The sequence below is a fragment of the Methylobacterium sp. E-005 genome (assembly GCF_022829725.1).
Lineage (GTDB): Bacteria > Pseudomonadota > Alphaproteobacteria > Rhizobiales > Beijerinckiaceae > Methylobacterium.
The window spans coordinates 1-24,627 of the sequence record NZ_JAKSYG010000204.1; the positions used below are offsets into that span (position 1 = coordinate 1).

Below are 24,627 nucleotides of genomic sequence, written 5' to 3' on the forward strand. Positions count from 1 at the left end.
TCAGTCGTTGATGGCGGCGACGACGCCGGCACCGACGGTGCGGCCGCCCTCGCGGATGGCGAAGCGCAGCTTCTCCTCCATGGCCACCGGCACGATCAGCGCCACGTCCATCGTCACGCTGTCGCCCGGCATCACCATCTCGGTGCCCTCCGGCAGCGTGCAGATCCCGGTCACGTCGGTGGTCCGGAAGTAGAACTGCGGCCGGTAGTTCGTGAAGAACGGCGTGTGGCGGCCGCCCTCCTCCTTCGTCAGGATGTAGGCCTCGGCCTTGAACTTCGAGTGCGGCTTCACCGAACCCGGCTTGCACACGACCTGGCCGCGCTCCACGTCCTCGCGCTTCGTGCCACGCAGCAGCACGCCGACGTTGTCGCCCGCCTGGCCCTGGTCCAGCAGCTTGCGGAACATCTCCACGCCGGTCACCGTCGTGGTCTGCGTGTTGCGGATGCCGACGATCTCCACCGTCTCACCCACCTTCACGATCCCGCGCTCGACCCGGCCCGTCACCACCGTGCCGCGGCCCGAGATCGAGAACACGTCCTCGATCGGCATCAGGAACGGCAGGTCGATCGGGCGCTCCGGCTGCGGGATGTAGCTGTCCACCGTCGCCATCAGCGCCAGGACCGCCTCCTTGCCGATCTTCGGCTCCTTGTCCTCCAGCGCCATCAGCGCCGAGCCCTTGGTGATCGGGATGTCGTCACCCGGGAAGTCGTACTTCGACAGGAGCTCGCGCACCTCCAGCTCGACCAGCTCCAGCAGCTCCTCGTCGTCGACCATGTCGACCTTGTTGAGGAACACCACCAGCGCCGGAACGCCGACCTGACGGGCCAGAAGGATGTGCTCGCGGGTCTGCGGCATCGGGCCGTCGGCCGCCGACACCACCAGGATCGCGCCGTCCATCTGCGCCGCGCCCGTGATCATGTTCTTCACGTAGTCGGCGTGGCCGGGGCAGTCCACGTGCGCGTAGTGCCGGTTCTGCGTCTCGTACTCGACGTGCGCCGTCGAGATCGTGATCCCGCGCGCCTTCTCCTCCGGCGCCTTGTCGATCTGGTCGTAGGCCGTGAACGTCGCGCCGCCCGTCTCAGCCAGCACCTTCGTGATCGCCGCCGTCAAAGACGTCTTGCCGTGATCGACGTGGCCGATCGTCCCGATGTTGCAGTGCGGCTTGGTGCGGGAGAACTTTTCCTTGCCCATCAGAGCCTCCTAAATTCGAATTCGCGTTGCGGAAGAAGAGATGCCTTGAGGCGTGAGCCTCAGGCGTACTTGGCGATGACCTTGTCGGCCTCGCCGCGCGGCACCTCTTCGTAGTGGTCGAACTGCATCGTGAAGTTGGCGCGGCCCTGCGAGAAGGAGCGCAGCTGATTCACGTAACCGAACATGTTGGCCAGCGGCACCATCGCGTTGATGACGTTGGCGTTGCCCCGCATGTCCTGGCCCTGGATCTGGCCGCGGCGGGAATTCAGATCGCCGATGACCGAACCGGTATACTCTTCCGGCGAGACGACCTCGACCTTCATCACCGGCTCGAGCAGGACCGAGCCGCCCTTCTGCAGGGCCTCACGGAAGGCCGCGCGGGAGGCGATCTCGAAGGCGAGCGCCGAGGAATCGACGTCGTGGTAGGCGCCGTCGATCAGCTCGACCTTCACGTCGACCACCGGGAAGCCGGCGAGCACGCCGGCGCCGAGGACCGAGTTGAGACCCTTCTCGACACCCGGGATGTACTCCTTCGGCACCGCGCCGCCGACGATCTTCGATTCGAACGCGAAGCCCGCACCCGGCTCGTTCGGCTCGACCACGAACTTCACGCGGGCGAACTGGCCGGTACCGCCGGTCTGCTTCTTGTGCGTGTAGTCGATCTCCTGACGGCGGGTCAGCTTCTCGCGGTAGGCCACCTGCGGCTGGCCGATATTCGCGTCGACCTTGTAGGTGCGGCGCAGGATGTCGACCTTGATGTCCAGGTGGAGCTCGCCCATCCCCTTGAGGATGGTCTGGCCGGATTCCTGGTCGGTGGACACGCGGAACGACGGATCCTCGGCGGCGAGCTTCGCCAGCGCGATGCCGAGCTTCTCCTGATCGGCCTTCGACTTCGGCTCGACGGCGATCTCGATGACCGGCTCCGGGAACTCCATCTTCTCGAGGATGACGGCCTTCTGCGGATCGCAGAGGGTGTCGCCCGTGCGGGTGTCCTTGAGGCCGGCCAGGGCGACGATGTCGCCCGCGAAGGCCTCCTTGATGTCCTCACGGTTGTTGGCGTGCATCAGCAGCATGCGGCCGACGCGCTCTTTCTTGTCGCGCGAGGAGTTGAGCACGTTGGCGCCCGAATCGACCTTGCCCGAGTACACGCGGCAGAAGGTGATCGTGCCGACGTGGGGATCGTCCATGATCTTGAACGCGAGCATGGAGAAGGGATCCGAATCCGTGGGGTGACGGACGGTCTCTTCCTCGGTCTTGAAATCGAGGCCCTTGATTTCGCCGCGGTCAGCGGGGGAGGGCAGGTAGTCCACGACGGCGTCTAGGAGCGGCTGCACGCCCTTGTTCTTGAACGCCGAGCCGCACAGCACCGGGTGGAAGGCGCGCAGCTGCACAGCCTTGCGCACGAGCTTGCGCATGGCGTCCTCGTCCGGCTCGGTGCCGTCGAGGTAGGCCGACATGGCGTCGTCATCGAGCTCGACGCAGGCCTCGACCAGCTTGGTGCGATACTCGACCGCCTGATCCTTCAGGTCGGCCGGAATCTCGACCTCTTCGTAATTGGCGCCGAGCGCCTCGCCCGACCAGACGATCGCCTTCATCTTGATGAGGTCGATCACGCCCTGGAAGTTGGACTCGGCACCGATCGGCAGCTGCAAGCATACGGGCTTGCCGGCGACGCGGTCGATGATGTCGGCCACGCACTTGAAGAAGTCGGCGCCGATCTTGTCCATCTTGTTGACGAACACGACGCGCGGCACGTCGTACTTGTCGGCCTGGCGCCAGACGGTCTCGGTCTGCGGCTCGACGCCCTGGTTGCCGTCGAGCACGCACACGGCCCCGTCGAGCACGCGGAGCGAGCGCTCCACCTCGATGGTGAAGTCCACGTGGCCGGGGGTGTCGATGATGTTCAGGCGCTTGTCGCGCCAGAAGCACGTCGTCGCGGCGGACGTGATCGTGATGCCGCGCTCCTGCTCCTGCTCCATCCAGTCCATGGTGGCGGCGCCCTCATGGACCTCGCCGATCTTATGGGACTTTCCGGTGTAGTAGAGGATCCGCTCCGTGGTCGTGGTCTTGCCGGCATCGATGTGGGCCATGATGCCGAAGTTGCGGTAGTCCTCGATCGCGTGCGTGCGGGGCATCGGATTGCTCCTGAGAGACGGCGGAACCGCTTACCAGCGGTAGTGCGAGAAGGCGCGGTTGGCTTCCGCCATCCGGTGCGTGTCTTCCCGCTTCTTGACGGCGTTGCCGCGGTTGTTGGCGGCGTCGAGCAGCTCGGCGGAGAGGCGCTCGATCATGGTGCGGTCGTTGCGCGAGCGGGCCGCCTGGATCAACCAGCGGATCGCCAGCGCCTGACGACGCTCCGTGCGCACCTCGACGGGGACCTGGTAGGTCGCGCCGCCGACGCGGCGGGATCGCACCTCGATCATCGGGGCGACGTTGTCCAGGGCGGCGCGGAACACCTCGATTGGATTGGCCCGGGCGCGGTTCTCGACGATGTCGAAGGCGCCGTAGACGATCCGCTCGGCGGTCGACTTCTTGCCCTCATACATGATGGAGTTCATGAACTTCGTCAGGACGACATCCCCGTACTTCGGGTCCGGGATGATCTCGCGCTTCTCGGCAGAGTGACGACGGGACATTGTGGCTCTCGAAAATCAGGTCTTAAGCACCTGACGCAGGTCGCCTTGAGCTTTCGCCGGCGACATCCTTGTCAGGCAGTGGAAACGCTACTGCGACGCCCGAAGAAAAAATTACTTCGGACGCTTGGCGCCGTACTTCGACCGGCGCTGCTTGCGGTTCTTCACGCCCTGCGTGTCGAGCACGCCGCGCAGGATGTGGTAGCGCACGCCCGGAAGATCCTTCACGCGGCCGCCGCGGATCATCACGACGGAGTGCTCCTGAAGGTTGTGGCCCTCGCCCGGGATATAGCCGATCACCTCGAAGCCATTGGTGAGCCGCACCTTGGCGACCTTACGAAGCGCCGAGTTCGGCTTCTTCGGGGTCGTCGTGTAGACGCGGGTGCAGACGCCGCGCTTCTGCGGGCAAGCGTCGAGCGCCGGAACCTTGTTACGGCTCCGCTGGATCTTCCGCGGCTGGGCGATCAGCTGATTGATCGTCGGCATCCTGTGCCCTCTTCCTCGGTCACCTAGTCCGGACCGCGAAGAGCAGTCCGCAATACGAATATGCGCCGGAGGGCTGGTCAGAGCCCCTCGGCGCGGTGCGGGCAGAGGAGCACGTCCAAAAACGAACGCGCTCGTACCTACGGATCTGACTTACAGCGTCAGGCGATTTGATTCCTCGGAGCGCGCGGGGCGTTTGCGGCGGCGTCCGGAGCATATCCGAGGGGGCCGTCGGCAGCCGGTGGCCGTCCGAAGTGGCGCGCTTCTAGACGCGCTTGCTCCACAGGTCAATGCATATGCGGCAGAAATCTGCACCGCGCCGGAGGTTAAAGTTCGGTCAAGGCGCGATCACGCGCGCGACGAACGCCGCCGCGATCCGGATGATGGGTCACGGCTGCCGGCCCGGTCAATCCCAAGCCCGGCGTCCGGCGGCAAGGTCCCGCGAATCATCATCACCGGCGACGCAGGAGATCCTCAACACCGGCCCTGGCCTTTTTGGCATTCTGTTCTCTTGCGGTCCCGAACACCGGAAAGCTGTCTCTTAGAGTTTCTTCGGCATTCCGACGATTTTTATCGTCGATCGCCGGCCGGCAGCGCGGAGACCTTTTCCGGACCGCCGCTTATCGCGCTCCCTGCGATCGATCGTCTTTGCCCCCTCGCTTCCGCGCGGGATCCTGCACGCCGAAATCGCGGGCGCGGATCCCGCCCGCCGCCGGATCGGCCCAAGGGGATTCGTGTTTGCCGCGGCCATCGCCGACAAGATCAGCGTGAAGCTCGACGTGCGGCCGACCAATCCGGCGAATCGCATCCCGCTGCTCACCTCCAACAAGGTCGATCTCCTGTTGGCGAACATCACCATCGCGGAGGAGCGTGCCAAGCCGCGCGACACCAGCATTCCGCACGTCGCCTCGGGCCAGCAATTCCTGGCCAGGAAGGGCACGCTGTCCACGCCCGACCAGTTCAACGGCCTGTGCATCGGCGCTGACAAGGGCACCGTCAACGAGATCGTGCTGCGCCGGCACGTCCCGAAGGCCACGGTCGTCTCCTTCGACGACACGCCCTTCGCGTTCACGGCCCAGCGCAACGGCAACGTCCGGGCGATCACCCAGGACGGACCGAAACTCGTCGGGCTGCGCGCCAAGGTGCCGGACCGGCAGAACTACGAGATCCCGGCCTTCAGCATCTCCAACGGTTATATCGGCGTCGGCATTCCGAAGGGCGAGGCGCGCCTGCGCGACCTCCTGAACGAGACCCTGCGGGAGCTGGAGAAGGGCGGCAAGGCGGCGGCGATCTACGACCACTGGTTCGGCCCGAACACCGAACAGCCGCTGCCACGCCTGTTCCGAAGCGGGGAGCACGACTGACCGGAGCGGCGCCGTGAGCCTGTTCGGCGATCTGCTGGCGCCGCGCTACCTCGTCTGGCTGCCGCAGGGCTTTGGGGTCACCCTGGCCCTGTCGGCGGCTGTCTGCCTTGCCGGGACGGTGCTGGGGCTCGCGGCCTGCTGCCTGCTGCCCGCGGGCAGTGGGTGGGCCCGCGGCGCGGCGCACGGTTGCGGGCTAAGTCGGCCTGACGCTCTACGCGGCCGCCTACATCGCCGAGGAGGACCGCGCCGGAATCAACGGCGTCCGCCCGGGCCAGCGCGAGGCGGCCTTCGCCCTGGACCTCACGCCGGTCCAGGCCTTCCGCCATATCGTCCTGCCGCAGGCCCTGCGCAGCGCGTGGCTGCCGATCGTCGGCCAATACCTCAACACGATCAGGAACACGTCGCTGACCATGACGATCGGCCTCGCCGAGCTGTCCTACGCGTCCCGGCAGGTGAGACCGACACGTTCAAGACCTTCCAGGCCTTCGGCATCGCGACGCTTCTCTCTATCGGCTCCGTCGCCCTGGTGGAGGCGGCCGGGCGGGCCCTGGCCCGCCGCGCCGCGCCGCGCCCGCGGGATCACGCGCATGAATCCCGCGGTCATCACCGACAATCTCGGCTACCTGCTGTTCGGCGCCTGGCCCGACGGGCCGGTCGATGGCCTCGCGCTGACGCCGATTCTCTCGATCCTGTCCGGCCTCGCCTCGGCAGCGCTGGGGCTGGTCCTTGGTATCGGGCTCGCGATGAGTACGGGCATGGAGCGCCGGGCGCTCGTCCTGAGGCTTGGCTTCCGGGCCATCCCGGTCGTGATGCTGATCTTCTGGAGCTACTTCCTGCTGCCGATTCTGTTCGGCGTGTCGGTTCCGGAGATCGGCACCGTGGTGACGGCGCGCTCGCTCGTCGGCGGAGCCTATCTCGCCTATGGGGTCGAGGCGGGGATCGAGGGTATCGGCCAGGGCCAATGGGCGGCGGGTCTCGCGTTGGGATTCGGCCACTGGCAGGTGTTGCGCGTCATTGTCCTGCCGCAGGCCCTGCGCGCCATGGTGCCGTCCTGCGTCAACCAATGGACCGCGCTGACCAAGGACACGTCGCTCGCCTACTTGATCGGCGTACCGGAGCTGTCCTTCGTGGCCGCGCAGGTCAACAACCGCGCCATGGTCTATCCGACCGAGATCTTCCTGGTCGTCGGGACGGTCTCCGGCGCCCTCTGCCTTGCGCTCGATCGGTTGGCAGCGCTGGCGCAGGGCACCCGGCGGGCCTCCCGGTCGAGCCGCGGCACGCCCGCGGAACACCCCGGCGTGCCGGATCGGGGCAGGGGCGCCCCGCCATGGTCTACGGAAGTTTAAAGCAAACCGTCGAAGTGTCGCGATCAACGGGCGGCCTGACCGCCCCTGTATTCGCGTCGAGGGTATGCGTATGGGTTGCGTCGCGGTCAGCAACGTCGTTCCGTTCCGGCGGCCCCTTCCCACTCAGGCACCGGGCGAGCGCGACGCGCGCGACCGCCGCCGCGGTGAGCAGCGCTCCCTGCTGGATGCGGTCTACGCCACCGGCAGCATGGTTCTCGCGGCGGAGGATCGCGCGACCAAGCTCACGGCCTCGCGCCTGCAGGTCTACGGATTCCTGGCGATCGAGGAGATGCGGGAGGACGGTACCATGCGCCGCCTGCGCCCCTCCGAGGCGATCCGCGCCCGGGGCGATCGGCCCTGGCGTCTGTCGAAGCCCGCCTGCGGGACCTCGGTGACAATCCCGAGCCTCGACGGCTTCCTGTTCGAATCGGGCGGCCAGCCCGCCTGATTCAACCCCTCGCATGAGATCGGGACCGGTGCGCTGACCTGCGCGCCGGTCCTTTGCGTTGTGTGGCGCTGCTTCCGTGGCCGTTCCTAGGGATAGGTGCCAGCAGGTTCGGCTGTCCGCATGAAGTCCGGCGCACGATCAACCGCCGCCCCCTGTCCCAGGCGCATGCGGCGCCAGCAGACTGCGACCCGGGTGCTCGCACACACGGTCCATGGCCTCCATTCGGATGCCCCGGATCGGCTATCCAACCCTCACCCTCATCCCGAGGTGCCGGCGCGTAGCCCCGGCCTCGAAGGTGCCCTCCAGAGATCGCGCGGCTAACTGGCCCCCTCCTTCGAGCCCCGCTTCGCGGTCACCTCAGATGAGATCGAGAGCCGGATCACCCGATGCGCTTGCCGAGCGATGCTGCCGGAGACCAGGCAGCGCACGCCCTTGCGAAGCGTCTACCTGGATCAACCTGTGACGCTTAACGGCGCTTCTTATGCTAGAGCCCGGGATAGGTTCCGCTGACGCTTCACCTGTCGGGGAATGGGCGCACGCCCCAAGCCCTGGCGGCGAAAATCCCGCCGCTCGGCTTGCCTTCCCGGCGCGCCCGTAGTATCCGCCCGGCCTTCGCGAGAAATTCGATGGGTGCTCGCACCCTGTGAACGCGGTGACCGCGCCGGTGTCCTTTCGACACCGCCAGCGCGGTCGAACACATGAGCCGGGGACGTCAGATCCCCATCAGGCGTCGTCCGCCGGGCAATACCGTCCGCGTGCGGAAACCCGCCTGAAACAAGGAGTCACGCACGTGATCCAGATGCAGACGAATCTGGACGTCGCCGACAACTCGGGTGCACGCCGCGTTATGTGCATCAAGGTCCTCGGCGGGTCGAAGCGCAAATATGCCGGCGTGGGCGACGTCATCGTCGTCTCCGTCAAGGAGGCGATCCCGCGCGGTCGCGTCAAGAAGGGCGACGTCATGAAGGCGGTCGTCGTTCGCACCGCCAAGGCCGTGAAGCGTGTCGACGGATCGGTGATCCGCTTCGACAAGAACGCTGCCGTTCTGATCAACAATCAGAAGGAGCCGATCGGCACCCGCATCTTCGGACCGGTGCCGCGCGAACTCCGCGCCCGCAACCACATGAAGATCATCTCCCTGGCTCCGGAGGTGCTGTAATGGCCGCCAAGATCAAGAAAGGCGACACGGTCGTCGTGCTCACCGGCCGCGACTCGGGTCGCTCGGGCGAGGTGATCCAGGTCATGCCGAAGGAAGGCCGGGCCTTCGTGCGCGGTGTGAACCTGGTCAAGAAGCACCAGAAGCAGACCCAGAACCAGGAAGGCGGCATCATCTCCAAGGAGGCCGCCATCCAGCTCTCGAACATCGCGGTCGCGGATGCCAACGGCAAGCCGACCCGCGTGGGTTTCCGCATCCTCGAAGACGGGCGCAAGGTCCGGTTCGCCAAGACCACGGGGGATCAGATCGATGGCTGAGGCCGATAAGAACGCCTACTCTCCGCGCCTGCGCAAGCACTACGAAGAAGTCGTGCGCCAGAAGCTGATCGAAGAGTTCGGCTATAAGAACCCGATGGAAGTGCCGCAGATCACGAAGATCGTGATCAACATGGGCGTCGGCGAGTCCACCGCCGATTCGAAGAAGGCCTCCGTGGCGGCGGGCGACCTCGCCCTGATCGCCGGCCAGAAGCCGGTCATCACCAAGGCCCGCAAGGCCATCGCGACCTTCAAGGTCCGCGAGGGTATGCCGATCGGCTGCAAGGTGACGCTGCGCAAGCAGCGCATGTACGAGTTCATGGACCGGCTGATCACCATCGCGCTGCCGCGCGTGCGTGACTTCCGCGGCCTGAATCCGCGCTCGTTCGACGGTCGCGGCAACTACGCGCTGGGTCTCAAGGAGCACCTCGTGTTCCCGGAGATCTCCTACGACAAGGCCGAGCAGACCTGGGGCATGGACATCGTCGTGGCGACCACCGCCAAGACCGATGCCGAGGCCAAGGCCCTGCTCGCCGCCTTCAAGTTCCCGTTCCGGCAGTGAAGCTTCCGGGCTTCAGACGCGGACACCGGAGATAGACCACATGTCGAAGAAAAGCTCAGTCGAGAAGAATGAGGCCCGCAAGGCGCTGGTGAAGCGCTTCGCAGCCAAGCGGAAGGCGCTCCTTGAGATCGCCAACAACGACGCCCTCGAGATGGAGGAGCGCTTCGAGGCGCGCCTCAAGCTCGCGGAACTGCCGCGCAACTCGTCGGCCACCCGCATCCGCAACCGTTGCGGCATGACCGGCCGTCCGCGCGCCTTCTACCGCAAGATGGGCATCTCGCGCGTGGCGTTGCGTGAGCTTGGCAACCGGGGACTGATCCCCGGCCTAGTCAAGTCGAGCTGGTAAGGAGGTCCCCATGGTCAACGATCCCGTGGGCGACATGCTCACCCGCATCCGCAACGGCCAGCTGCGCCGTCGCAACGTGGTGCAGACGCCGGGCTCCCGCCTGCGCGCCAGCGTCCTGAACGTGCTGAAGTCCGAAGGCTATATCCGCGATTACGCGGCGACCGACCTCGGCAACGGCCGCACCGAGTTCGCCATCGAGCTCAAGTACTACGACGGGCGCCCCGTGATCCGCGAGATCAAGCGCGTGTCGAAGCCGGGCCGCCGGGTCTACTCGTCGGTCGGCGAGCTGCCGCACGTGGCCGACGGCCTCGGCGTCACCATCGTCTCCACCCCGCAGGGCGTCATGGCCGACCACGAGGCGCGCGAGCGCAACGTCGGCGGTGAAGTGCTCTGCACCGTGTTCTGATCGGGACGGAGGAGGTTATCCCATGTCTCGCGTAGGCAAGAAGCCGGTCCCCGTACCGGCCGGCGTTACCGCCACCGTCACCGGTCAAACGGTGAAGATGAAGGGTTCGAAGGGCGAGCTGTCGTTCGTCGTTCCGGGCCTCGTCAACGTGGCGATGAAGGACGGCGCCATCGAGGTGCAGCCCGTCAACCAGTCGAAGCCGGCGCGCTCCCTGTGGGGAACGTCGCGGGCGCAGATCGCCAATATCGTCGAGGGTGTGTCGAAGGGCTTCGAGAAGAAGCTTGAGATCACCGGCGTCGGTTACCGCGCCGCGATGGCCGGCAAGGCCCTCAAGCTGTCGCTCGGCTACAGCCACGACATCGAGTACGCGATCCCGGCCGGGATCACGATCGCAACCCCGAAGCCCACTGAGATCACGATCTCCGGGATCGACCGCCAGCAGGTTGGTCAGGTCGCCGCCGAGATCCGCGATTACCGCGGACCTGAGCCCTACAAGGGCAAGGGCGTGAAGTACGCGGGCGAGTTCATCTTCCGCAAGGAAGGCAAGAAGAAGTAAGGAGGGCATCATGTCTCGCAAGCTCGAAGCCCTTGATCGCCGCAAGGCGCGCGTCCGCCGCGCGCTGCGGGCGGCCGCCAACGGCCGTCCGCGGCTCTCGGTGTTCCGCTCGTCGAAGCAGATCTACGTGCAGGTCATCGACGACGTCGCCGGCAAGACGCTGGCCGCCGCCTCGTCGATCGACAAGGCACTCAAGGGCGAACTCAAGACCGGCGCCGACGTCGCCGCCGCCAAGGCGGTGGGCAAGCTGGTCGCTGAGCGCGCCAAGGCCGCGGGCGTCACGAAGGTGATCTTCGACCGCTCCGGTTACATCTATCATGGCCGCGTCGCGGCCGTGGCCGAGGCTGCCCGCGAGGGTGGCCTGGAGTTCTGATTTGTTCGGGCTCACCGTCGGCGCCTCTGCCGACGGTGAGCCCGATCGGAACCGTTGAACGACGGCGGGCCGGACGTGCGGAGCATGTCCGGCATTCGACAATCAATCGAGCGAGCAGGCCCGCCGCCTGCGCCAGTGAGATGAACAGGTAGCAAAATGGCACGTGAACGTGAGGGCGGGGGCCGCGGCCGCCGCGAGGATCGCGAGGAGCGCGACAGCGAGTTCGTGGACAAGCTCGTCCACATCAACCGCGTCGCCAAGGTGGTGAAGGGTGGCCGTCGCTTCGGCTTCGCGGCCCTCGTCGTCGTCGGCGACCAGAAGGGCCGCGTCGGCTTCGGCCACGGCAAGGCCCGTGAGGTGCCGGAGGCGATCCGCAAGGCGACCGAGGCTGCCAAGCGCGGCCTGATTCGCGTCTCGCTCCGCGAGGGCCGGACCCTGCACCATGACGTCAACGGCCGCCACGGCGCCGGCAAGGTGATCCTCCGCGCGGCCCCGCAGGGCACCGGCATCATCGCCGGCGGCCCGATGCGCGCCGTGTTCGAGACGCTCGGCATGCAGGACGTCGTCGCCAAGTCGCTGGGTTCGTCGAACCCCTACAACCTCGTGCGCGCCACCTTCGAGGCGCTCAAGAACGAGGACAGCCCGCGCTCCGTGGCGGCCCGCCGCGGCATCAAGGTGTCGACGCTGCAGTCGCGTCGCCGGGATGCCGATCCGGCCGACCAGTCCGAAGCCGCGGTCGCGTAAGGGGAGGGTCCGATGGCACAGAAGACCGTCCGCATCGAGCAGATCGGCTCGCCGATCCGCCGCGAGGCCAGCCAGCGCCAGACGCTGATCGGCCTCAAGCTCAACAAGCTCCACCGCGTGTCCGAGCTGGAGGATACCCCCTCCGTGCGCGGCATGATCCGCAAGGTTGCGCACCTCGTGCGCGTCCACGGCGACGTGGCGTGAGGAGGTCCCGATGAAGCTCAACCAGATCAGCGACAATCCCGGCGCCACCAAGGACCGGATGCGTGTCGGCCGGGGCATCGGCTCCGGCAAGGGCAAGACCGCGGGTCGCGGCGTGAAGGGTCAGAAGGCCCGGACCGGCGTGGCCATCAAGGGCTTCGAGGGCGGTCAGATGCCGCTGCATCGTCGCCTGCCGAAGCGCGGCTTCAACAATCTCTACGCCCAGGACCTGAACGAGGTGAACCTCGGCCGGATCCAGGAGGCGGTCGACGCGGGCAAGCTCGACAAGGCCGCCACCGTGACGGTGGAGAGCCTGGTCGAGGCCGGCATCATCGCCCGTCCCCGCGACGGCGTGAAGCTGCTCGGCGTCGGCGAGCTGACCGTGAAGCTCAGCTTCGAGGTCACCCGCGCCTCCAAGTCCGCCGTCGAGGCGGTCGAGAAGGCCGGTGGCTCGGTCACTACCGTCTACGCCCAGGGTGCCCCCACCCGCGGGGGCAGCGAGGCGGCCACGGCCTGAGAGGCGTGACCCCGGGACCCGTTGCACGGGCCCGGCGCACCCTTTAAGCCGATCCTTCGAGCGGCGGCCCTGCGACCACGCGGGCCGCCGTTTTTCGTTTCATCCGGGCTTCGCCGCCCGGCGACATGTCCAGGACGCGACGCTTATGGCCTCAGCCGCCGAGCAGCTTGCCGCCAACCTCAATTTCGGTGCGATCGCCAAAGCCGATGAGCTGAAGAAGCGCATCTGGTTCACGCTGGGCGCCCTCGTGGTGTTCCGGCTGGGCACCTACATCCCGATTCCCGGCATCGATCCGGAGCAGTTCGCCCGCAACTTCCAGCAGCAGTCGGGCGGCGTGCTGGGCTTGTTCAACATGTTCTCGGGCGGCGCCGTCGAGCGCATGGCGATCTTCGCCCTGAACATCATGCCCTACATCTCGGCCTCGATCATCGTGCAGCTTCTGACCTCGGTGATCCCGAGCCTGGAGGCGCTGAAGAAGGAGGGCGAGTCAGGCCGCAAGGTCATCAACCAGTACACCCGCTACCTGACGGTGGTGCTGGCTCTGGTCCAGTCCTGGGGCATCGCGATCGGCCTGCAGAGTTCCTCGGCGGCCATCGATCCGGGCCCGTTCTTCCTGGCCTCGACGGTGATCACGTTGACCGGCGGCACCCTGTTCCTGATGTGGCTCGGCGAGCAGATCACCTCGCGCGGCATCGGCAACGGCTCGTCGCTGATCATCTTCGCCGGCATCGTCGCCCACCTGCCGGTGGCGATCGCGGGGGCGCTCGAGCTCGGTCGCACCGGTGCCCTGTCCCCGGCGATTATCCTGGCTGTGGCCGTCGCCGCTGTGGCGCTGGTCTACTTCATCGTCTTCATGGAGCGCGCCCAGCGCCGGCTGCTGATCAACTACCCGAAGCGTCAGGTCGGCAACCGGATGTACGAGGGCCAGACCTCGTTCCTGCCGCTCAAGCTCAACACGTCGGGCGTGATCCCGCCAATCTTCGCCTCGTCGCTGCTGCTCCTGCCGGCCACCGCGGCGAGCTTCTCCGCCAATGGCGGGGCGACCGGCTGGCTTGGCACGATCACGGCCTATCTCGGCCACGGCACGCCGCTGTTCATGGTGCTGTACGCGGCGCTGATCATCTTCTTCACGTTCTTCTACACCGCGGTGGTCTTCAATCCGCAGGAGACGGCCGACAACCTGAAGAAGCATGGCGGCTTCATTCCGGGCATCCGTCCCGGCGAGCGCACCGCGGCCTTCATCGACAAGGTTCTGACCCGCATCACGGTGATCGGCGCCCTGTACCTGACCGTCGTGTGTCTGTTCCCGGAGATCCTGTCGTCCTATGCGGCGGCGAGCCTGGGCTTCGGCGGCACGTCGTTGCTGATCGTGGTCTCGGTCACGATGGACACGGTGGCTCAGATTCACGGGCACCTGATGGCGCATCAGTACGAGGGCCTCGTGAAGAAGGCCAAGCTGCGTGGCGCCTCGACCACGCAACGGCGGCGCTGAGGCTGCTACAGAGACGGGACGGAAACAAGTATCCTCCCGACTCTGGCCAAATGGTCCGGATGCCCCCGCATCCGGGACCCGCTAGACAGTTCCAGAACCCGGCGATGCCAGGGAGGCTTCGCCACCGCCGATGGGCCCACGGAGCGTGGGTCGAACGAGGAAAACGCCATGCGCATCATTCTGCTCGGACCGCCTGGCGCGGGGAAGGGGACGCAATCCGAGCGGATCGTACAGCGCTTCGGTATCCCGCAGCTCTCAACGGGTGACATGCTCCGGGCAGCCGTCGCCGCGGGCACGCCGGTCGGGCTGGAGGCAAAGGCCGTGATGGAATCGGGCGGCCTCGTCTCGGACCGGATCGTCGTCGGCATCGTAGCCGACCGGATCGAGGAGCCGGATGCCCGTCGCGGCTTCATTCTGGACGGCTTCCCGCGCACCGTCGCCCAGGCCGAGGCGCTCGGAGAGATGCTGGCCGGCAAGGGCCTCCAACTCTCCGCCGTCATCGAGCTGAAGGTGGACGAGGCCGCGCTCGTCGGCCGAATCGAGAATCGCGCGGCCGAGACGCGGGCGCGCGGTCAGGCCGTGCGGAAGGACGACACCCCAGAGGTGTTCAAACAGCGCCTGGAGGCCTACCGCGCGCAGACGGCACCGCTCTCGGCCTACTACGCCGGGAAGGGCATGCTGCAGACCATCGACGGCATGCAGCCGATCGACAAGGTCACGGCCGATCTGATGGCCCTGCTGGAGCCGCACGCGGAGCCAGTCGCGTCCTGACGCTCACCAGCCCTTGAACCATCGGAGATCGGGCGGACCTGAAACTTCCGCCCGATCGCGCGGTTGAGTGGCGCATCCTCCGTGGGAACCGCCATGACGCTCCGCCATCTCGCCACCGCGACCCTCCTTCTCGCGGTGTCCATTCCGCCCCTGCCGGCCATGGCGCAGAGTCCGGCCCAATCCTTCGTGTACAGGCAGAAGCGGTTCCGTCATGCCTGTCGTCCCCCGCTGAAGTTCGCGGCTGGCACCTGCGTCCGGCACTGCCCGGCGGGCTATCGGAATACAGGGGGTTACTGCCGGCTGCAGAACCAGGGTTTCCGCTAGGCGCGCTGCTGGAACGCAGACCCTCCCACCCGAGCGGCCCCCTTGTCCAGCCGACAGCTAAATGCGCCCCTCGCGACGCAGGCTACCGAAGAAGTTTACGACGTCCATCTGAAGCGATCGATGTCCGAACAGGCGCAAGGGGTAGCCTTCCATGGTCCCGTCGCGCAGTTCAATCATGGCCGTCATCGTATTGTAGCGGAACACCATCCGCCGCCCGGCGAAGGTCGCCCAAAGCAGGTCGGGCCCATCATCCATCTCCTGAAGGGCGACGGATCCCGGCTCCGCCTCGGCGAAGACGCCGCCGATCACCGCCAGGGTAACCGGCAGAACTTCCTCCAGGGTCTCCTCGGCGGCGCGGAGCACCGTATCGGCGAAGGCCCGTAGGGTGGCACCGTCGCTGGTCAGAACCGCCATCTTCGCTCCTTCTTCGGCTCGGGGGCGTCGCACCACACGCGACGCAGGGTCGGGCTGGGTTCCACCCATCCCGCGTTGACATCGGCGCGTTCGCGCGCTAGCAGGCCCATCTTCGTCCAACCGAACGATGGTCCGAGGTACCCTATCCAGGGTGGCCCGCGGGCCACGTCGTCGTTTCACGTGCGCAGGGGCCGGCCTCCACCGGACGCGCACACGACAGGCCTGGTTCCCCGGGCCCACATGGAGAGTGATCGTGGCCCGTATCGCAGGCGTCAACATCCCGACGAACAAGCGCGTCGTCATCGCGCTTCAGTACATCCACGGCATCGGCGCCAAGAAGGCCGAGGAGATCACCCAGAAGGTGAACATCCCCGCCGAGCGCCGGGTCAACCAGCTGACCGACGCCGAGGTTCTCTCGATCCGCGAGACGATCGACCGCGACTACCTCGTCGAGGGCGACCTGCGCCGCGAAGTCTCGATGAACATCAAGCGTCTGATGGACCTCGGCGCCTACCGTGGCCTGCGTCACCGCAAGCAGCTGCCGGTCCGCGGCCAGCGCACGCATACCAACGCCCGCACCCGCAAGGGCAAGGCGAAGCCGATCGCCGGCAAGAAGAAGTAATCGCTTCGGACTGGGAGGCCATGCTCCGCTCGGCCTCCTCCCCGTCGCGCCGGGTGTCCCACGGGGAACCCGGCCTTGGCACGACGATCCTGCACGGACGCGCCGGCCAAGTCCCGAAATGAATCCCGAGCGCCTGGCATTACGGGCGCGCTTGAAGGAAGGGTGAGACCAGAATGGCTAAGGAACCGCAACGCGTCCGTCGCCGCGAACGCAAGAACATCGTGTCGGGCGTCGCCCATGTGAACGCCTCGTTCAACAACACGATGATCACCATCACCGACGCGCAGGGCAACACGATCTCTTGGTCGTCGGCCGGCGCCATGGGCTTCAAGGGTTCGCGCAAGTCGACCCCGTACGCCGCTCAGGTGGCCGCCGAGGATGCCGCCCGCAAGGCGTCCGAGCATGGCATGCGCACCCTCGAAGTCGAGGTGTCGGGTCCGGGTTCGGGCCGCGAGTCGGCGCTTCGCGCCCTGCAGGCTGCGGGCTTCACGGTGACGTCGATCCGCGACGTGACGTCGATCCCGCACAACGGCTGCCGGCCGCGCAAGCGCCGCCGCGTCTGATCGAAGCCTTTGACGGAGAAGCACATGACGGGATCGAAGCCGCTTCCGGGCGTGCTGCGTTGGAACCTCGGCGACCTCACGGTCACCGCGCTCAACGACGGCTGGTTTCAGGCGAGCCTCGATCTGGTCACGGGCATCTCCAAGGAGGAAGCCGGGCGGCTCCAGCTGGCCGGTTTCCGCACCGAGCAGCCCAAGATCACGTTGAATGCCTTCCTGATCACCGGACCCGGTCGTAAGCCGATCCTGATCGACACGGGCTACGGCGATCTGGCCCCGGCCGAGACCCTCGGCCGGGCCGGCGCAGCCCTCGCGGTGACCGGCGTCACGCCGGACGAGATCGAGACCGTTCTCGTCACGCACCTGCATCCCGACCATGTCGGCGGGCTCGTGAAGGACGGCGCAGCGCGCTACCCGAATGCCGAGATCGTGGTCCACGCCGACGAGGCGGCCCACTGGCTACCGGACGAGGCACTGTCCCGGGCTCCTGATGCGGCCAAGCCGTATTACGAGGGTGCCCGCAAGGCGGTCGCGCCCTACGCCCGGCGGATGCGCGAGCATCGGGGTGGCGAGGTCCTTCCGGGGATCACGGCGGTCCATCTGCCCGGCCACACGCCGGGCCATTGCGGTTTTCGCATCGTCTCCGGTGGACAGTCGCTGATGATGTGGACCGATGTGGTGCACATGCCGGCGATCCAGTTCAAGAACCCGGAAGCCGGCGTGGGCTTCGACGTCGACGGGGACCAGGCGCGCACGACGCGCAGGAAGATCATGGACGAGGTGGCGAGCGAGCGGTCCTTCATCGCTGGGTCGCACCTCGAATTCCCGGCGCTGGGCTACGTGGATCGGGACGGGGCTGGATACAGCTTCGTGCCGGCTCTCTGGGTCGGCGGCGAGTAACGACGGATACGAATTTCAGGGACCGTTCGGGGCGCCAGGGGGCTGCGCCGGACGGCCGAAGCACGGGAACGGGCGTCGCGGATCCCGGGCAAGGACGAGAGGTAGGATCGTGGTCATTCAGAAGAATTGGCAGGAACTGATCAAGCCGAACAAGCTGCAGGTCACGACCGGCGACGACCCGAAGCGGGTCGCCACCGTCGTCGCCGAGCCGCTGGAGCGCGGCTTCGGCACGACGCTGGGCAACGCCCTGCGCCGCGTGCTCCTGTCCTCGCTCCAGGGCGCGGCCGTGACCTCTGTGCAGATCGACGGCGTGCTGCACGAGTTCTCGTCGATCCCGGGCGTGCGCGAGGACGTCACCGACATCGTCCTCAACATCAAGACCATCGCGATCCGCTCACAGACGGATGCGCCGAAGCGCATGACCCTGCGCAAGACCGGCCCGGGCCTCGTCACCGCGGGTGACATCGGCACGGTCGGCGACATCCAGATCCTGAACCCCGACCTCGTGATCTGCACGCTCGACGACGGTGCTGAGATCCGCATGGAGTTCACGGTCGCTACCGGCAAGGGCTACGTCCCGGCTGAACGCAACCGCCCCGAGGACGCGCCGATCGGCCTGATCCCGGTCGACTCCTTGTTCTCGCCGGTCACCAAGGTCAGCTACCGCGTCGAGACCACCCGCGAGGGCCAGGATCTCGATAAGGACAAGCTGACGATGACGGTCGAGACCAACGGCGCGGTCTCGCCGGAGGATGCGCTCGCCTACGCGGCGCGCATCATCCAGGACCAGCTGCAGGTCTTCGTGAACTTCGAGGATCCGCGCAAGGAAGAGGCCGCCCCGCTCGCGCCGCAGCTGCCCTTCAACCCGGCGCTGCTCAAGAAGGTCGACGAGCTGGAGCTGTCAGTCCGTTCAGCGAACTGCCTGAAGAACGACAACATCGTCTATATCGGCGATCTCATCCAGAAGTCCGAGGGCGAGATGCTGCGGACCCCGAACTTCGGCCGCAAGTCGCTCAACGAGATCAAGGAAGTCCTCGCCGGCATGGGCCTGCACCTCGGCATGGACATCCCCGGCTGGCCGCCGGAGAACATCGAGGATCTCGCCAAGCGCTTCGAGGAACATTACTAAGCCGCTCTTTCCCGTGTTCCGGCCTCATCCTGAGGTGCCCGAGCACGGCGGAGGCCTCGAAGGAGGCCTCCATGTGGTCCCTGGAACCCTCCTTCGAGGCTGCCGCGCAGCACCACAGGATGAGGGTTTCGGGTTGAAGTTCCCGCCGCGGGGTCATGCGGAATGAATCGCCCCGTTCCTGGGGCACCCGGCCGTACCGTGGCACGGCGGCCGAGATCAGAAGGAAGCCAGCATCATGCGTCACGGTTATCGCGGCCGTCGTTTCAACCGCACCGCCGAGCATCGCAAGGCGATGTTCGCCAACATGTCGGTCGCCCTGCTCAAGCACGAGCAGATCGTCACCACCCTGCCGAAGGCGAAGGACCTGCGTCCCGTCGTCGAGAAGCTCGTCACCCTCGGCCGCATCGACAGCGTCCACACCCGCCGTCTCGCCATGGCGCAGCTGCGTGACGACGACATGGTCAAGAAGCTCTTTGCCGTCATCGGCCCGCGCTACCAGGGTCGTCCGGGTGGCTATCTCCGGATCATGAAGGCCGGCTTCCGCAAGGGCGACAACGCTCCGCTGGCGGTGATCGAGTTCGTTGATCGCGACGTCGATGCCCGCGGCAAGGATTCCGGCCCGAGCCAGATTGCCGAGGCGGCCTGAGCTTCACCGCGTCCCAACGTTCCAGATTTCCGAGAAGCCGTCCCGGGTCATCCGGGGCGGCTTCTTGCGTTTAGCGACCTCGTCGTCGCCAGCGCCGCGAAGCCATCCAGGGCGGCGCGCCGTCCTGAGCCGTTGCGTGTCCCTGGGGCGCTTCGCTGCGCTCGTGGTCACGATGTACCGGTCATAAAAAACCCGTCGGCTCGCGCCGACGGGTCTGGAGCAGGGTCCACGTCTCGGATCGTTGCGAGCGCTCACTCAGCGGCCCGTGTCAGAAGGGGCCGGGAACGCAACCGCGCCGCGATCCAAAACCCCTATCCCTGCTGATATGCGTCCGGTGGACCGTCCTGGTCCGGGTCGTTGTCGCACCTGCGGCGCGGGAAGATGCCGTGATTGCTCATGGTCCACCTCCTCTTCGATACCCGGGAGCGGTCGGCTCCCACGGCGAGTCAATGAGCCGGCAATCAGCTGGTTCCCGGCCGTTTCAGCGGGATCCGGCATCCGCCGCGTCGAGCAGCTGGGCGACCCGGTCGGCGAGGTCGGCCGAGCGGAACGGCTTGGCCAGGACCGGCAGATCCTCGGGGATCTGCATCGCGTCCGCGTGGCCGGTGAGGATCAGCACCGGCAGGCCCGGATTCCGCTCGCGGATCGCGGCGGCGAGTTCGACGCCGCTCATGCCGGGCATCGCGAGATCGGCCACGACGATATCGCAGCGGTCGCGCTCAAGGTGCTGCAGGGCCGCTTCGCCGTCGCCCGCCTCGGTGGTGCTGTGGCCGAAGCCCGTGAGGAACGAGGCCGTCACGTGCCGCACCTGCGGGTCGTCGTCGACGATCAGCACGCGGGCGCGCCGCCCGGTGGTCGGCGCCGTCCCGGTCACCGCGGCGGTCTGCTGCGGCGCCTCGGTCGCAAAGGGCAGAGCGAGTTCGACACGGGTACCGCGGCCGACCACGCTGTCGATCGCCAGCCGGCCCTTCGATTGCTGGGCGAGGCCGAATACCATGGCGAGGCCGAGCCCGGTGCCCTGGCCGACCGCCTTGGTGGTGAAGAACGGTTCGCAGACCCGCCGCAGGATCTCCTCCGGGATGCCGGTGCCCTCATCGGTGACGCTGACGCCGAGATAGGTCCCGTCAGCGATTTCCGGATCCCCTTGGATGTCGAGCCGTCGGGTCTCTATCGTGATGGTGCCGCCCTCGGGCATCGCGTCCCGGGCGTTGATGCACAGATTGAGCACCGCAAGTTCGAGCTGCTCGGGATCGACCTGGACGGCGGGAAGGTCGGCGCCGAGATCGGTCCGCACGGTGACCAGCCCGCCAAGGCTGCGACTGAACAGGTCGCTCATCCCAACGATCAGGGCATTCACGTCCACGGCCCGGGCCTGAAGGTCGTGGGCGCGGCTGAAGCTGAGGAGGCGCTTGGTCAGGGAGGCGCCGCGCTCGGCCGCGCCGCGGGCGTTCTCGATCAGGCGCTGGACCCGAGGCTGATCGGCGACCTTCGGGGCGGCGAGTTCCAGGCTGCCGAGGATCGCGGTCAGCAGGTTGTTGAAGTCGTGCGCGATGCCCCCGGCCAGGGTGCCGAGTGCCTGCATCTTGTCGGACTGGCGTAGCCGGGCCTCAAGGGTCCGCTGCTCGGTCACGTCCCGCTCGATCATGGCGAGATGGCTGATCGCGCCACCCGCGTCGCGGATCGGCACCCGGGTCACGTGGCTCCACTGTTCGGCTCCGGCCGGGCCGTCACTGGTCAGGATCTCCGCCACCGTGCCGGCTCGGATCGCCGCCGCATCGGCCTCGGTGATGGCGGCGCCCTTGGTGCCGAGGAGTTCGCCCTCGCGGCGGCCAAGGCAGGCGGCGATGTCATGGCCGAGGAGCGCCGCCTTGCGGGCGTTGAGGCGCACGAAGCGACCCTGCGCGTCCTTGAAGCTGATCGCGTCCTGGGCGTGGTCGAGCAGGCCACGCAGCAGCGCCCGCTCGGTGGCGAGGTCGCGGCCCAGCCGGTGACGCTCGAAGGCCTGCCGCACGGTGGAGCGCAGAAGGCCCGCATCCCAGGGCTTCGTCACGTAGCCGACGATGCCGCCGCGATTGAGGGCAGCGATCACCGCGGTGATGTCGGCGTAACCGGTGAGCAGGATCGCCTGCGCGTCGTGGAAGCTGCGCGCCTCGGCGAGCAACGCGTCGCCGGTCAGCCCCGGCATGCGCTGGTCCGAGACCACCACGGCGATGTCGGGCTCCGCGCGCAGGATCTCCAACGCCTCGGCGGGGCGCGAGGTCGTCAGCACCCGGTAGGAATCCTCGAACAGATCCTCCAGGGCGATCAGGATATCCGGCTCGTCGTCGACGGCCAGGATCGTCCCAACACCTGCCGTACGGTCACTCATGCACTGGCCGCCTGCCGCGGGATCCCGATCACGAAGCAGGCTCCCCCACCCGGGGCCGTCTCCACGGTGAGCGAGCCGCTATGCGCCTGAACGACACTGTAGGCAATCGCAAGACCAAGCCCCGTACCGGATCCGACCGGCTTCGTCGTGAAGAACGGCTCGAAAATTTTTTCACGGAGGTCTTCTGGTATACCCGAACCGGTATCGCTGATCCGGATTTCGTCGAAGTCCGGGCTCGATTCGGTGATGATTCGGATCTTGCCGCCCTCCGGCATGGCGTCGGCAGCGTTGCCCAGGATGTTCATCACCACCTGATTGAGCAGCGCCGGGGTGCAGTGGATCTCGGCCCGGCCCGCGAAGCTGCGCTCCACCGCGATCCGGTCGCCGAGCTTGTGCTGGATCAGGGCGAGCACGGTCTCGATCGCTTCCGGTACATTCACGAGGGCGCGCTCGCCCTCGTCGAGGCGCGAGAACTTGCGTAGGTTGAGCACGAGATCCTGGATGCGGGTCAAGCCCATCCGCATCGAGCCGACCCGCTGGCGGGCCTTCTCGACGAGGCGGCCCGCGGAGTCCGGGGGCGCCTCCGGCAGCTCGCCGAGGAGGCGCTCCACCGTGCCCTGATGGGCCAGAATGAAGGCGAGGGGGTTGTTGATCTCGTGGGCGATACCAGCGACCAGCTCGCCGAGGGAAGCCATCTTGGCGGCCTGGACCAGCTTGGCCTGCGCCTCGGTGAGCTGCCGGTTGGCGGTTTCAAGGTCGCGATTGGCCCGCTCCAGGGCGTCGGCGAGGCGGGCGCGGGCTTCGGCGGCCTCGGCCTCCGCGCGGGCGCGCTCCACGGCCCGCTCGCGCTCGCCGAACTGGCCGGCGATGCGCCGGTCGTCCTCCTCCAGCAGGCGGCGGCGCACGAAGCCGCGCACCCGCAGCGCCAGAACCTCGCCGTCGGTCTTGGCGATGACGTCGTCTGCGCCGGCTGCGAACGCCTCGACCAGAAAGTCCTTGGCCGGGTCGCTGCCGGCGATGCCGACGAGGTGGAAGCCGGCCCCGGCCACCTGTCCGGCCCGGCGCTGGTCGATCGCCCGGCACAAGGCGAGCCCGTCATAGGCGTGGCCCAGGAGATCGACCGTAACGCAATCGAACACCTCGCCCTCGGCGGCCGCGTCCAGGGCGGCGAGGGCGGCTTCGGGGCCATCGGCGCTCGCCACATGGTGCCCGTCCTGCGCCATCAGGCCGGCCAGGAAGGTCCGGTAGGTGGCGCTGCCGTCGATCACGAGGATCCGCCCCCGCCGGAAGGCGGCCGCGCCCGGCCCCTCGCCGTCGCCGGCCGGGCGGCGCTCGCGCAGCAGGGCGCGGATGCGCAGGATCATCAGGTCGCGATCGGCCGATTTCGGCAGGTAGGCGTCGGCGCCGCTCTCCAGCCCCTGGCGCTCGCCGCCGTTGCCGCCGGTGAGCATCAGGACAGGCAGCGCCCGGGTGCGCAGGGACAGGCGCATCTGCCGGATCAGCTCGTCGCCATTCATGCCGGGCAGGTGGTAATCCGCCACCACGAGGTCGGGCTGCTGGCGGTTGAGGTGGTCGAGGGCGGTTTCGGCGGAGGCGCAGCGCTCCACCGCGAAGCCGTGCGTCTCCAGGAGCAGACGGAATTCCAGGGCCTGCGTCTCCGAATCCTCCACCAGCAGGATCCGGGCGGGTCCCTCGGGGGCGTCGGTCACGGCCGTGCCCCCGGGTCCACCAGACGTAGGAGGTGGTCGCCGATCCGGTCGAGCGGCAGGATTGCGCGGGCGGCCCCGAGGCGGACAGCCGCCGCCGGCATGCCGTAGACGACCGCGGTGCTCTCGTGTTCGGCGACCGTCTGGGCGCCGGCCGCATGCATATCGGCGAGGCCGAGCGCCCCGTCCTCGCCCATGCCGGTGAGCAGCACGCCGATCCCCGACGCCCCGGCCTGCCGGGCCATCGAGCGGAACAGCACCGTGGCGGCCGGGCGCTGGCCCGAGACCGGCGCCGAATCGATCACCCGCAGGACCCGGCCCGAACCGAGTTCCAAGTGCCGGTCCCCGGGGGCCACGTAGACTCGGCCGGGTTCGGCCCGCTCCCCGTCCCGGGCGATGCCGACCGGCAGGGTCACGACGCTGTCGAGCCAGGACGCGAACCCGTCCATGAAGGCCGGGCCCATGTGCTGGACGACCAGCACCGGCAGGGAGAAGTCCCTCGGCAATGCCCCGATCACCCGGGCGAGCGCCGGGGGGCCGCCGGTGGAGGCGGCGATCCCCAGAAAGCTCGGCGCCAGACCGAGCTGCTCGGCCGGCGGTGCGTAGGAGGCCGCGGCGGTGCGGCCCGCCCATTCGGTGCCGATCGGGCGCCGGCGGATCACCGGGACCTGGGCCATGATCCGTAATTGGGTGCAGATCTCCCCCGCCACCGCCTCGTAGCCGGCATGGGTGGTCGCCACAGGCTTCTCGACCACCGACAGGGCGCCGGCGCGCAGCGCATTCATGGAGATGCGCAGGGAGGAATCCTCGACCGAATCCGCCACCACGACGATCGGAGTCGGCTGCTCGGCCATGATCCGGCGGGTGGTCTCCAGCCCGTCGATGCCGGGCAGGCGGATATCCATGGAGATCACGTCCGGCCGGACGGACTGGATCCTGTCGAGGGCCTCCTCGCCGGAGGCGACCGCGGCCACGAGTTCGAGCCTGGGATCGCGGGACACGATGTGGCGCAGCAGCTCGCGCACCACGAGGCTGTCCTCCACGAGCATGACGCG

Annotated in this window: 29 protein-coding genes; 21 read left to right on the forward strand and 8 right to left on the reverse strand. The window is 67.6% G+C overall.

All coding sequences use genetic code 11. The features are described from left to right. The 4 genes from tuf to rpsL all read right to left on the reverse strand — a co-directional run bounded on the left by tuf (position 1) and on the right by rpsL (position 4,310). A complete protein-coding gene (tuf, locus tag MKK88_RS23240) occupies positions 1-1,191 on the reverse strand; it encodes an elongation factor Tu (RefSeq protein ID WP_244003948.1) in 1,191 nt (396 codons plus the stop codon). 59 nt (positions 1,192-1,250) lie between these two features. Further along, on the reverse strand, positions 1,251-3,326 hold the full coding sequence (fusA, locus tag MKK88_RS23245) for an elongation factor G (protein ID WP_244003950.1): 2,076 nt from the start codon (positions 3,324-3,326) through the stop codon (positions 1,251-1,253). A gap of 30 nt (positions 3,327-3,356) precedes the next feature. Continuing rightward, positions 3,357-3,827, reverse strand: coding sequence for a 30S ribosomal protein S7 (gene rpsG, locus MKK88_RS23250; RefSeq protein ID WP_007557567.1), 471 nt, complete (start codon positions 3,825-3,827; stop codon positions 3,357-3,359). Positions 3,828-3,938: 111 nt separating this feature from the next. Continuing rightward, entirely contained in the window at positions 3,939-4,310 is a 372-nt protein-coding gene (gene rpsL / locus MKK88_RS23255) for a 30S ribosomal protein S12 (RefSeq protein ID WP_007557568.1), read from the reverse strand. Between the two features lie 731 nt (positions 4,311-5,041). Here rpsL and MKK88_RS23260 point away from each other — a divergent pair. From MKK88_RS23260 to MKK88_RS23335, 16 genes are all read left to right on the forward strand, one after another. Next, positions 5,042-5,671, forward strand: coding sequence for a transporter substrate-binding domain-containing protein (locus MKK88_RS23260; protein WP_244003952.1), 630 nt, complete (start codon positions 5,042-5,044; stop codon positions 5,669-5,671). Between the two features lie 587 nt (positions 5,672-6,258). Then, positions 6,259-7,017, forward strand: a complete 759-nt coding sequence (locus MKK88_RS23265; RefSeq protein WP_244003954.1) for an amino acid ABC transporter permease — start codon at positions 6,259-6,261, stop codon at positions 7,015-7,017. 70 nt (positions 7,018-7,087) lie between these two features. After that, complete coding sequence (locus tag MKK88_RS23270) at positions 7,088-7,465, forward strand: hypothetical protein (protein ID WP_244004046.1); 378 nt, start codon at positions 7,088-7,090, stop codon at positions 7,463-7,465. A gap of 790 nt (positions 7,466-8,255) precedes the next feature. Further along, positions 8,256-8,624, forward strand: a complete 369-nt coding sequence (gene rplN / locus MKK88_RS23275; protein WP_007557579.1) for a 50S ribosomal protein L14 — start codon at positions 8,256-8,258, stop codon at positions 8,622-8,624. Next, on the forward strand, positions 8,624-8,938 hold the full coding sequence (gene rplX / locus MKK88_RS23280; RefSeq protein ID WP_244003956.1) for a 50S ribosomal protein L24: 315 nt from the start codon (positions 8,624-8,626) through the stop codon (positions 8,936-8,938). Before rplN ends, rplX begins: the two co-directional genes overlap by 1 nt. Next, a complete protein-coding gene (gene rplE / locus MKK88_RS23285) occupies positions 8,931-9,497 on the forward strand; it encodes a 50S ribosomal protein L5 (protein WP_244003958.1) in 567 nt (188 codons plus the stop codon). Before rplX ends, rplE begins: the two co-directional genes overlap by 8 nt. A gap of 40 nt (positions 9,498-9,537) precedes the next feature. Then, a complete protein-coding gene (rpsN, locus tag MKK88_RS23290; RefSeq protein ID WP_244003960.1) occupies positions 9,538-9,843 on the forward strand; it encodes a 30S ribosomal protein S14 in 306 nt (101 codons plus the stop codon). 10 nt (positions 9,844-9,853) lie between these two features. Beyond that, the gene (gene rpsH, locus MKK88_RS23295; RefSeq protein ID WP_244003962.1) at positions 9,854-10,249 is read left to right on the forward strand and encodes a 30S ribosomal protein S8; all 396 of its coding nucleotides are present in this window, start codon (positions 9,854-9,856) and stop codon (positions 10,247-10,249) included. A 22-nt stretch (positions 10,250-10,271) separates the two neighbouring features. After that, on the forward strand, positions 10,272-10,805 hold the full coding sequence (rplF, locus tag MKK88_RS23300; RefSeq protein ID WP_244003964.1) for a 50S ribosomal protein L6: 534 nt from the start codon (positions 10,272-10,274) through the stop codon (positions 10,803-10,805). A 10-nt stretch (positions 10,806-10,815) separates the two neighbouring features. Beyond that, a complete protein-coding gene (rplR, locus tag MKK88_RS23305; protein WP_010686176.1) occupies positions 10,816-11,178 on the forward strand; it encodes a 50S ribosomal protein L18 in 363 nt (120 codons plus the stop codon). Between the two features lie 156 nt (positions 11,179-11,334). Continuing rightward, positions 11,335-11,922, forward strand: coding sequence for a 30S ribosomal protein S5 (rpsE, locus tag MKK88_RS23310; protein ID WP_012319173.1), 588 nt, complete (start codon positions 11,335-11,337; stop codon positions 11,920-11,922). A 12-nt stretch (positions 11,923-11,934) separates the two neighbouring features. Then, positions 11,935-12,126 (forward strand): 50S ribosomal protein L30, encoded by a 192-nt coding sequence (gene rpmD / locus MKK88_RS23315; protein WP_020096280.1) that lies wholly within the window; start codon positions 11,935-11,937, stop codon positions 12,124-12,126. 10 nt (positions 12,127-12,136) lie between these two features. Next, entirely contained in the window at positions 12,137-12,640 is a 504-nt protein-coding gene (gene rplO / locus MKK88_RS23320; RefSeq protein WP_244003966.1) for a 50S ribosomal protein L15, read from the forward strand. A gap of 145 nt (positions 12,641-12,785) precedes the next feature. Continuing rightward, a complete protein-coding gene (secY, locus tag MKK88_RS23325) occupies positions 12,786-14,132 on the forward strand; it encodes a preprotein translocase subunit SecY (RefSeq protein WP_244003968.1) in 1,347 nt (448 codons plus the stop codon). A gap of 168 nt (positions 14,133-14,300) precedes the next feature. Further along, positions 14,301-14,903, forward strand: coding sequence for an adenylate kinase (locus MKK88_RS23330; protein ID WP_244003970.1), 603 nt, complete (start codon positions 14,301-14,303; stop codon positions 14,901-14,903). Positions 14,904-14,996: 93 nt separating this feature from the next. After that, on the forward strand, positions 14,997-15,227 hold the full coding sequence (locus MKK88_RS23335) for a hypothetical protein (protein ID WP_244003971.1): 231 nt from the start codon (positions 14,997-14,999) through the stop codon (positions 15,225-15,227). A gap of 57 nt (positions 15,228-15,284) precedes the next feature. On the opposite strand, the gene MKK88_RS23340 is transcribed toward MKK88_RS23335, so the two are convergent. After that, entirely contained in the window at positions 15,285-15,641 is a 357-nt protein-coding gene (locus MKK88_RS23340) for a hypothetical protein (RefSeq protein ID WP_244003973.1), read from the reverse strand. A 253-nt stretch (positions 15,642-15,894) separates the two neighbouring features. Here MKK88_RS23340 and rpsM point away from each other — a divergent pair, with 253 nt between their 5' ends. The 5 genes from rpsM (at position 15,895) to rplQ (ending at position 19,498) form a co-directional block, all read left to right on the forward strand. After that, positions 15,895-16,263: a 30S ribosomal protein S13 gene (gene rpsM / locus MKK88_RS23345; RefSeq protein WP_010686168.1), complete on the forward strand. Its 369-nt coding sequence runs from the start codon at positions 15,895-15,897 to the stop codon at positions 16,261-16,263. A gap of 173 nt (positions 16,264-16,436) precedes the next feature. After that, positions 16,437-16,826, forward strand: coding sequence for a 30S ribosomal protein S11 (gene rpsK, locus MKK88_RS23350; RefSeq protein WP_007557606.1), 390 nt, complete (start codon positions 16,437-16,439; stop codon positions 16,824-16,826). Between the two features lie 24 nt (positions 16,827-16,850). Next, positions 16,851-17,723: an MBL fold metallo-hydrolase gene (locus tag MKK88_RS23355; protein WP_244003975.1), complete on the forward strand. Its 873-nt coding sequence runs from the start codon at positions 16,851-16,853 to the stop codon at positions 17,721-17,723. A gap of 109 nt (positions 17,724-17,832) precedes the next feature. Next, positions 17,833-18,852, forward strand: a complete 1,020-nt coding sequence (locus MKK88_RS23360; protein WP_010686165.1) for a DNA-directed RNA polymerase subunit alpha — start codon at positions 17,833-17,835, stop codon at positions 18,850-18,852. A 235-nt stretch (positions 18,853-19,087) separates the two neighbouring features. Further along, a complete protein-coding gene (gene rplQ / locus MKK88_RS23365; protein ID WP_244003977.1) occupies positions 19,088-19,498 on the forward strand; it encodes a 50S ribosomal protein L17 in 411 nt (136 codons plus the stop codon). A gap of 481 nt (positions 19,499-19,979) precedes the next feature. On the opposite strand, the gene MKK88_RS23370 is transcribed toward rplQ, so the two are convergent. The 3 genes from MKK88_RS23370 to cheB are packed head-to-tail and all read right to left on the reverse strand — an operon-like array spanning position 19,980 to position 24,621. Next, positions 19,980-21,866 carry a response regulator gene (locus tag MKK88_RS23370; RefSeq protein WP_244003979.1) on the reverse strand — a complete coding sequence of 629 codons (1,887 nt, stop codon included), beginning with the start codon at positions 21,864-21,866 and terminating at the stop codon, positions 19,980-19,982. Then, complete coding sequence (locus tag MKK88_RS23375; RefSeq protein ID WP_244003981.1) at positions 21,863-23,575, reverse strand: response regulator; 1,713 nt, start codon at positions 23,573-23,575, stop codon at positions 21,863-21,865. Before MKK88_RS23375 ends, MKK88_RS23370 begins: the two co-directional genes overlap by 4 nt. Then, positions 23,572-24,621 carry a chemotaxis-specific protein-glutamate methyltransferase CheB gene (gene cheB, locus MKK88_RS23380; RefSeq protein WP_244004048.1) on the reverse strand — a complete coding sequence of 350 codons (1,050 nt, stop codon included), beginning with the start codon at positions 24,619-24,621 and terminating at the stop codon, positions 23,572-23,574. Before cheB ends, MKK88_RS23375 begins: the two co-directional genes overlap by 4 nt. Positions 24,622-24,627: the final 6 nt, after the last annotated feature.